Source organism: Cupriavidus pauculus, assembly GCF_022179805.1.
In the GTDB taxonomy this organism is placed as follows: Bacteria; Pseudomonadota; Gammaproteobacteria; order Burkholderiales; family Burkholderiaceae; genus Cupriavidus; species Cupriavidus pauculus_E.
Genome location: NZ_BPUO01000005.1, coordinates 491,587 through 498,569 on the forward strand (window position 1 = coordinate 491,587; position 6,983 = coordinate 498,569).

Annotated in this window: 6 protein-coding genes; 1 reads left to right on the forward strand and 5 read right to left on the reverse strand. The window is 67.4% G+C overall.

The features are described from left to right. Window positions 1-7: 7 nt before the first annotated feature. From MFF62_RS13135 to czcI, 3 genes are all read right to left on the reverse strand, one after another. On the reverse strand, window positions 8-1,228 hold the full coding sequence (locus MFF62_RS13135; protein ID WP_238263548.1) for an efflux RND transporter periplasmic adaptor subunit: 1,221 nt from the start codon (window positions 1,226-1,228) through the stop codon (window positions 8-10). Between the two features lie 24 nt (window positions 1,229-1,252). Continuing rightward, on the reverse strand, window positions 1,253-2,506 hold the full coding sequence (locus MFF62_RS13140; RefSeq protein WP_238263549.1) for a TolC family protein: 1,254 nt from the start codon (window positions 2,504-2,506) through the stop codon (window positions 1,253-1,255). A gap of 98 nt (window positions 2,507-2,604) precedes the next feature. Then, window positions 2,605-2,985, reverse strand: a complete 381-nt coding sequence (czcI, locus tag MFF62_RS13145) for a cation efflux protein, CzcI family (RefSeq protein ID WP_238263550.1) — start codon at window positions 2,983-2,985, stop codon at window positions 2,605-2,607. A gap of 138 nt (window positions 2,986-3,123) precedes the next feature. Between czcI and MFF62_RS13150 the strand changes: the two genes are divergently transcribed. Continuing rightward, complete coding sequence (locus tag MFF62_RS13150) at window positions 3,124-5,505, forward strand: heavy metal translocating P-type ATPase (protein ID WP_238263551.1); 2,382 nt, start codon at window positions 3,124-3,126, stop codon at window positions 5,503-5,505. A 163-nt stretch (window positions 5,506-5,668) separates the two neighbouring features. On the opposite strand, the gene MFF62_RS13155 is transcribed toward MFF62_RS13150, so the two are convergent. Both MFF62_RS13155 and MFF62_RS13160 read right to left on the reverse strand, forming a co-directional pair. Beyond that, the gene (locus MFF62_RS13155; RefSeq protein WP_238263552.1) at window positions 5,669-6,559 is read right to left on the reverse strand and encodes a polysaccharide deacetylase family protein; all 891 of its coding nucleotides are present in this window, start codon (window positions 6,557-6,559) and stop codon (window positions 5,669-5,671) included. 5 nt (window positions 6,560-6,564) lie between these two features. Further along, a partial coding sequence (locus MFF62_RS13160; protein WP_473700885.1) for a Rossmann-fold NAD(P)-binding domain-containing protein occupies window positions 6,565-6,983 on the reverse strand: 419 nt, incomplete at its 5' end.

Here is a 6,983-nt window from a genome sequence, read left to right on the forward strand (position 1 = left end):
GCTCCGGTCAGTGCGCGTGCTCGGCGCTGGCCTTGCCCTGTTCCGCCTTCAGCACGAAGCTGTTTGCGGCCACGTAGCCCTGTCCGGTTTGCAGGCCCTCGACGATCTCGATGCGCTTGCCGTCGGTGCGTCCCGTCTTGACCGGCCGCGCCGCAAAGCCGCCGGGCACCTCGACGTAGACCTGCTGGCGGTCGCCGTCGGTCTGCAGCGCTTCGTTGTCGATGACCACGGCGGCATCGGCCTCGCCGGTGGCCACGCTGACCGTCACGAACAGGCCCGGCCGCCACGCCATCTGCGGGTTGGCCAGCGTCACGCGGGCCGTGGCCGTGCGGGTCTGGGGACCCAGCAGGGCGCCTACGTACGAGATCGTGCCCTCGGCCTTGCCGTCGAATGCCGCCGATGTCACGCGCACGGGCTCGCCGAGCCGGACGTGGTTCAGGTCCTTGGCGGCGATCACGAACTCTGCCCATACCGAATTGAGGTCCGAGATCGTGAAGACCGCGGTTTCCGCGGCCACCGCCTCGCCCAGCGCCAGGTGCTTCTCCACGACGATGCCGTCGAATGGCGCCCGCAACTCGAACTGGTTGATGGCGCGCGCCGACGTCGTGGCGCCAATCGCGGTGAGTTTCTGCCGGGCATTGCGTTCGGCGATCTCGGCTTCCTGCAGGGCGGTGCGCGCGCTCAGGAAGTCCTGTTCGGCCGATACCTTGTCTTCCCAGAGCTTCTTCTCGCGCGCATAGGTGGTGCGTGCCAGCTCCAGCCGACGTTGCGCGGCCAGCAGTTCGCTGCGCTGGTCCGATAGCTGGGTGCTGGCGAACACGGCCAGCAGGTCGCCTTTCTTCACGCGCTGGCCCAGGTTCGCCACCACGGATTCGGCCACGCCGGCTACGCGCGGCACCACGTGCGCGGTGCGGTCCTCGTTGAACTTGATTTCGCCGGGAAACTCCACGGCGCTGCGGATGCGCCCCGGCCCAGCCTTGGCGATCACCAGGTGGGCGTTGCGGATCTGCTCGGGTGTCATCGCGATCAGCCCGGGCGGTTCGTTGGCGTGGTCGGCTGCGGCTGCGGCGGGCTTGCCGTGCGCGGCTTCCTCACCTGCCTCGTGGCTGCCATGGTCGTCGTGGTCGTGGCCGTCGCCACGTCCCACCAGTAGCAGGGCCAGCGCGGCAATCAGGCCGGCAATCACGATGGTGGCGATGGCCACGCCCTGTTTGCGAGTCAATGTCATGACGGTATTCCTTCGGTGGGCGCCTCAGCGGCCCAGGATTCGATCGATCGTGGTGGCGGCCTGCCAGCTGTTGGCCACCACGCCGAGATAGCGGATGCGGGCCTGGAACAGCGTGCGCTGGGCGTCCAGCACTTCGAGATAGTTGAACTTGCCGGCCTCGAACCCCTGCGTGGCCGCCTGGAAGGCGCGTTCGGCGGCGGGCAGCACGGTTTCACGTAGGGTCAGCGCCGAGGTGCGCGACACGCCGAGCTGGTTGGCTGCCTGCTGCAGGTCGTGGTCCAGCCGCAGGCGCGTGGCGCGCAGTTCGTCGGCGGCCTTGTCGGCCTGCCGGATCGCCGTGTAGAGGTTGCCCTGGTTGCGGTCGAACAGGGGCAGAGGCAGGGCGATGCCCAGCACCGGGAACGTGCCGCGCTCGGGCGCGCCGTTGTCGCGCTTGGCGCCGACGCTCACCGTGACGTCCGGATACTGGCGGCTGCGCTGCACGTTGATGTCGGCCTGGCGGCGGTCCAGTTCGCGCTCGCTGGCCAGCAACGCGGGGGCGTTGTCCAGCGACTGGCGCAGCAAGGCCGCTTCGGGGCGTGCGGGCAGGTTGTCGAGCTTGCCGTCGGCCTCGGAAAAGCGCGGCGCCGGGTTTCCCCAGAGCGTGCTCAGCGTCTGGCGGGCGGCCACCAGCCCGGCATCGGCCTCGGCACGTTCAAGCTGGGCGTTGGCCAGTTCCACCTGGGCCTTGGTTTCCTCGACTGGCGAAATCTTGCCGGCAGCCACGCGCCGCGCCGCTGCGTCGGCGCCACGGCGGGCGATATCGACCGAGCCGGCCGCCAGCCGGATACGTTCCTGGGCGATCAGTACATTGAAGAACGCGCCAATCACGGTGGCGCGCAGGTCCGCCTGCACCGTGCCCAATTGCGCCTGCGCCACGTCGCGGGCGCGCTGGGCGGCGCCAATGCGCGCGCTGCGTTTGCCGCCAAGTTCCACGGGCAGGTTCATCTGGGCTGTGGTGGTGCGCGTGGCCTGGCGCGTGTCTTCCATCTGCACCGAGATTTCGGGATTCGGAATGACGCGAGCCTGCGTGATGCCGCCTTCGCTGGCATCGACTTCGATTCGCGCGGCCGACAGCGTTGGGTTCTGCGCGCCCGCCAGCGCCAGCGCGGTGTCCAGCGTCAATTGGCCCGGGGGCTCAAGGACGGTAGCGGTGGCGTCCTGCGCGGACGCCCATGGGCTGAAGAATGGACTGCACAACGTGGCCGCCAGCCCCAGCGGCAATAAAAGGCTTCTCATCGATCTCACCAGAACACACAGGAGAAAATCGGCGAGACGCGTTGCCGGTACCGTCGTAGCAGTACCGCGATGACAGGGTCACTGAAGCGTCCCGCCGGCTAGGCGGAACGCGGCCACTGAGGGCGATCGGGGACGGGAGAGGGGATGGAGCCGAACGCGTACTGGCGCGGCGTGTAGCGCAAGGTGACATAGCGATAGTCACCGGGCACGTGGAATTCGGCGAAGACGCCGTGCGAGCCTGGGAAGTGGCACGCGGTGCAATCGGCATCGGGCAGCGCCAGGGACTTGCCTGCGCTCTTGCCAATGCCCTTGTCGGACGAATGTGCGTCGGCCTGGTGCTGATGCGTGTGATGGCCGAAGTGGCTGGTGACCGCAGCAGGCTGGTCCGCGCTTTCATGTGCGCAATAGGCCGCGGCGCCGGCCCAGGCAAACTGGAGCGGCAGCAGGATCGACAGGAAGACGAGCAGCAGGCGGCGCATGGGCAGCGATTATAGGCGCGGGCGTTGGGGCCGGGCATTACGTTGCTGTCATCGAAAGGGTCTTTGTAGGGCCCACTTGACCTTAAAGCGGCTACAGGGTCTTGAATGGCAGGCAACAACGCAAAACTGGATACCTCCATGGCTCGTTCCACGCCTGAAAACCTGCTGCCGCCGTCTTCGGCGGCGCGTGGTCATGGGCACGACCACGACCACGACCACGATCACGATCATTCCCACGGGCACGACCATGCCCACGATCACGGGCACGACCACCGCCACGCCCACAGCCACGGCCACGCGCATGAGGCGGCAGACAGCTGCTGCGGTTCGTCGTGTGGCGCCAGCATCACCGTCAGCACGCCAGTAGCGGCGCCGGCGGGTACACGGTCGGCCGCTTACCGTATCGAGGCAATGGACTGCCCGACCGAGGAAACGCTGATCCGCAACAAGATTGGCGCCATGGCCGGTGTGGCGGCGCTCGATTTCAACCTGATGCAACGTGTGCTGACCGTGCACCACACGCTCGATTCGCTCGATCCGGTGGTCAAGGCCATCGCGTCGCTGGGCATGAAGGCCGAACCGCTGTCGGATGCCAGCGCCGAGGCGGCGGTGGCCGAGCCGGGCAAGTCCTGGTGGCCGCTGGCGCTGGCGGGCGCGGCAGCCATCGGCGCCGAAGCGGCCGAATGGTTCCAGGTGGCGGCCCCTTATCTGCCGGCTGCGCTGGCGCTGGCCACCGTGCTGATTGCCGGGCTGGGCGTGTATCGCAAGGGCTGGATCGCGGTGCGCAACGGCAACCTGAACATCAACGCGCTCATGAGTATCGCGGTGACGGGCGCGATGGTGATCGGCCAGTGGCCGGAAGCAGCCATGGTGATGGTGCTGTTCGCGGTGGCCGAGCGAATCGAAGCCGCTTCGCTGGATCGTGCGCGCAACGCCGTGCGAGGCCTGATGGCCATGGCGCCCGAGCAGGCCACGGTGCTGCAGCCCGACGGCAACTGGCAGGCCATCGCCGCCCGCGACGTGGCGGTGGGCGCCACCGTGCGGCTGCGCCCCGGTGAACGGGTAGCGCTTGATGGCCGCGTGGTGCGTGGCCAGTCCGCGCTGGACCAGGCGCCAATTACGGGCGAAAGCGTGCCCGTCGACAAATCGGCCGGCGATCCGCTCTACGCGGGGTCGATCAACCAGTCGGGCGAGCTGGAATACACGGTGACTGCGCCGGCCAATGATTCCACGCTCTCGCGCATCATTCTCGCGGTGGAAGCCGCGCAGGGCAGCCGCGCGCCGACGCAGCGCTTTGTCGACCAGTTCGCGCGCATCTACACGCCGGTCGTCTTCGTCATCGCGCTGGGCGTGGCGGTGCTGCCTCCGCTGTTGCTGGACGGGGCATGGATGGCGTGGATCTACAAGGCGCTGGTGTTGCTGGTCATTGCCTGCCCGTGCGCGCTGGTGATCTCGACCCCCGTGACGATCGTCAGCGGGCTGGCGGCGGCTGCGCGACGCGGCATCCTGATCAAGGGTGGCGTGTACCTGGAGCAGGGGCGCCATCTGTCCTGGCTGGCGCTCGACAAGACCGGCACCCTGACGCACGGCAAGCCCGCGCAGACCGATATCGCGCTGCTGGTGGATGAAGTTCCGGGCAGCCGCGACATCCGTGCCATCGCCGCCAGCCTGGCGGGCCGTTCCGATCATCCGGTGTCACGCGCGGTGGCTACGGCAGCCGATGCGGAAGGCATCGCACGCCTGGAAGTGAGCGACTTCGAGGCGCTGGCGGGGCAGGGCGTGCGGGGTACCGTGGATGGTGTGGCGTACTGCCTTGGCAATCACCGTCTGATCCACGACCTGGGCGCGTGCTCGCCGGCGCTGGAGGCGCGCCTGGAAGCCATCGAGCGGCAGGGCAAGACCATCGTGATGCTGGCGGCGATGCCGCATGATGCGGTGCCGGCCCAGGCGCTGGCCCTGTTCGGTGTGGCCGACACCGTGCGCGACACCAGCCGGCAGGCCATCGAGCAGTTGCATGAATTGGGCATCAGGACGCTGATGCTGTCCGGCGACAATCCGCATACCGCGTCGGCGATCGGGCAAGCAGTGGGTATCGACGAGGCGCGCGGCAATCAGTTGCCGCAGGACAAGGCGGACGCCATCGCCGCGCTCACGGCCCAGGCGCATACGCATGCCGGCAAGGTTGGGATGGTGGGCGACGGCATCAACGACGCGCCGGCGCTGGCGCGTGCCGATATCGGCATTGCGATGGGCGCGGCGGGCACCGATACCGCTATCGAGACGGCCGATGTGGCGCTGATGGACGACGACTTGCGCAAGATTCCCGCGTTCGTGCGGCTCTCGCGCCGGACGTCAGCGATCCTCAAGCAGAACATCGCGCTCGCGCTGGGCATCAAGGTCGTCTTCCTGGCCCTGACCGTCATGGGCATGAGCACGATGTGGATGGCCGTGTTCGCCGATATGGGCGCGAGTTTGCTGGTGGTGTTTAATGGGTTGCGGTTGACGCGGGAGAATGGCTGAGCGGTGGTTTGTTTTGCTCCCCTCTCCCGCAAGGCGGGAGAGGGGCAGGGGGTGAGGGTCAGCGGTTCAATTTGAGACAGGTCAGATTTTGAGTCGCCGGCCCTCACCCCCAACCCCTCTCCCAAAGGGAGAGGGGAGAAAACACACAGGGGGCACATGAAACTCAAGGCTGAATAATCAGCTCTCCACTGCGTCCCGGAATCTCCCCCCACGTCACCGGCAATAGCGGCAGGTTGGTCCGGTCGATATGCCGGTAGTACGTGGCCATCGACACCAGTTCATGCCCTTGCGCGCGCCAGCCGGCCAGCAGCCGTTTGAATACCGGTGCCAGTTTGCCGCCTTCCAGTTCGGTGTGGAGCGTGAAGATGTGGTCGGCGTCGCCTTCGGTCAGCTTCAGCACGGCCTGGTGGACGTTGTCCTCGGTCAGGTCGTCCACGCCGATCAGTTCGTCCAGCGTCGGCAGCGTGGTGGGCATCTGCACGTGGCGGCACGGCTTGCCGTCCACCGTGGGAATGTACGGTCCCGTGCCTCGGCCGTCGGACGCGTAGACCATGCCCCAGTCGTCGATCTGGAGGAAAGCTTCGTCGTTCATCTGCCAGCCGGCCGCGCCATGGGTGGGCGGTGGAGCGCCGAAGATGGCGACGAAACGGTCGAACGATTGCTGCATCTGGCGGCGCGTCCACGCGGCATCGCGGCCGCGCACGTTGTCCTGCCAGTAGACGTGGTCCCAGGTGTGGATGCCGCATTCGTGCCCGGCAGCCGCGGCCGCGCGCATTTCGGCGGCGCCCTTGCGGCCGATGTCGGGGCCGGGCAGCAGCACGCCGTACATCAGCGTGCGCAGGCCGTAGTTGGACACCACCGACGTGCGCGACACCTTCTTCAGGAAGCCGGGCCGGAAGACGCGGCGCAGCGCCCAGCCCGTATGGTCGGGACCTAGGCTGAACAGGAACGTGGCTTCCGCCTGATGTGCGGACAGCATCGACAGCAGCGCCGGCACGCCTTCGCGTGTGCCGCGCAGCGTGTCGACGTCGACTTTCAGGGCAATGCGGGCCATGCCGGTCAGTTGTTGCCGTCGACCAGCGTGCGGGCGTCCACCACCTTGTCGCGGTACGCCTCGAAGATGCGACGTAGCGCCTGCTCCATCGTCACCTCGGGCTTCCAGCCCAGCTCGTCCATGGTGTTGTCGATCTTCGGCACGCGGTGCTGCACGTCCTGGTAGCCCTTGCCGTAGAACTCGCCCGACGACGTTTCCACGATCTGCGTCTTGCGGGCTTCCTCGGCGTACTCGGGGTAGTCGGCCGCCATCGTCAGCATCATCTCGGCCAGCTCGCGTACCGAGTGGATGTTGGCTGGGTTGCCGATGTTGAAGATCTTGCCGCTGGCCACGCCATCCTTGTTCTCGATGATGTGCATCAGCGCCGAGATGCCGTCCGAGATATCGGCGAAGGCACGCTTCTGCGCGCCGCCATCCACCAGCT